Below are 1,512 nucleotides of genomic sequence, written 5' to 3'. Positions count from 1 at the left end.
CTAGACGGTATGAGTGACCGTCGGCGTTGTGTCGGGGGTTGCGGGCCGGGGCCTCGCTCACCCATGTTCGTGGGTTACCGGGTGGGTAGTGGGCCCGCCCGGTCTATCCGACAGTGGTGGGAGGCCCCGGTGTTCACTGAGCGTACGAGTGTTGGGCTGGACGTGCACGCACGTTCGGTCGTGGCAGCGGCGATTGACGGCGTCACCGGGGAGGTGTCGCAGACCCGGTTGACGCCGTCCTTCGAGCACATTCAGGAGTGGATCAAGCAGCTGCCGGGACCGGTGGCGGTGGCCTATGAAGCTGGTCCGACCGGTTTCGGGTTGTATCGGGCGTTAACCGGTGCCGGAATTCGATGCGAGGTCGTCGCGCCATCGAAATTGCAGAAGCCGGCCGGGGACCGGGTGAAGACCGATGCTCGCGATGCACTTCATCTGGCGCGGTTGTTGCGCTTGGATGAGGTCACCTCGGTGTCGATCCCGAGTGTGAACCAGGAGGCTTGCCGCGATCTGGTGCGTGCCCGCGAAGACTGCCGCGGTGATCTGATGAGGGCGCGCCATCGACTGTCCAAGCTGTTGCTGCGCCACGGCATCGTCTATCACGGTGGTGGTGCCTGGACCGATGCGCATGATCGCTGGCTGCGTGGGCAGGCAGCGCCGCAGTTATCGACACTGGCGACGCGGATGGCGTTCGATTCCGACTACGAGCACGTGTTGATGCTGCAGGCCAGACGCCGCAGTCTGGACTCGGCGATCGAGGAGATCGCCGCCGACAGTGAGTTCACCCCGGTGGTGCGTAGGGTGTCGTGCCTTCGGGGGGTGGGCACGTTGACCGCATTCGCGTTAGCAGTCGAGATCGGCGACTGGAATCGGTTCAACGGCAACACAATCGGATCGTTCGTCGGTTTGGTGCCCTCGGAGTCCTCGTCGGGTGCGTCGCGGGCGCAAGGATCGATCACCAAGACCGGTAATACTCACGTGCGCCGGCTTCTGGTCGAGGCGGCCTGGCATCACCGATCCAAGTATCAGGTCAGAGCGGTGATGCGTTCGCGGTGGGAGCTGGCCCCGGCGGCGGCCCGCGCTCGCGCTCACGAGGGCAACCATCGTCTGCATAACCGATGGCTGGGCTTCCTGGCCCGACGTAAGCGCTCCACCGTGGCCAACGTCGCGATCGCCCGTGAGCTGGCCGGCTGGTGCTGGTCGCTGGCGGTCATGGACGACTGACCGCCCCCTGACTGCTTTCTTGCGAGCGCGGTGGTGGCAGCGCGTGGATCGACCCGCGACCCAACTATGAGCAGACCCGATCAGGTCGACGCTCGACCCTAGACACGCGGATGCGATCCAGCCGAAAAGCCGTCCTGCGGTAGCCAACCCGCGAATATCAGTCTGACCGCGCGTCGCCAACCGACACGCTCACCACACGGACTCGCGAGAAAGCAACGAGGCGCCGTCGGGGTCGCTCCTCGACGGCGCCTCCCCATGCCCACTTGACAGAATTCTCTACATATCAGTTGG

At 64.9% G+C, this 1,512-nt stretch carries 1 protein-coding gene; it reads left to right on the top strand.

From position 1 onward, the window contains the following. Positions 1–129 precede the first annotated feature (129 nt). A complete protein-coding gene (locus BST13_RS38015) occupies positions 130–1,221 on the top strand; it encodes an IS110 family RNA-guided transposase (protein ID WP_083171370.1) in 1,092 nt (363 codons plus the stop codon). Positions 1,222–1,512: the final 291 nt, after the last annotated feature.

This window comes from Mycobacterium aquaticum (assembly GCF_002086485.1).
GTDB classification, from domain to species: Bacteria; Actinomycetota; Actinomycetes; order Mycobacteriales; family Mycobacteriaceae; genus Mycobacterium; species Mycobacterium aquaticum.
This window is presented reverse-complemented; position numbering and strand designations above follow the sequence as displayed.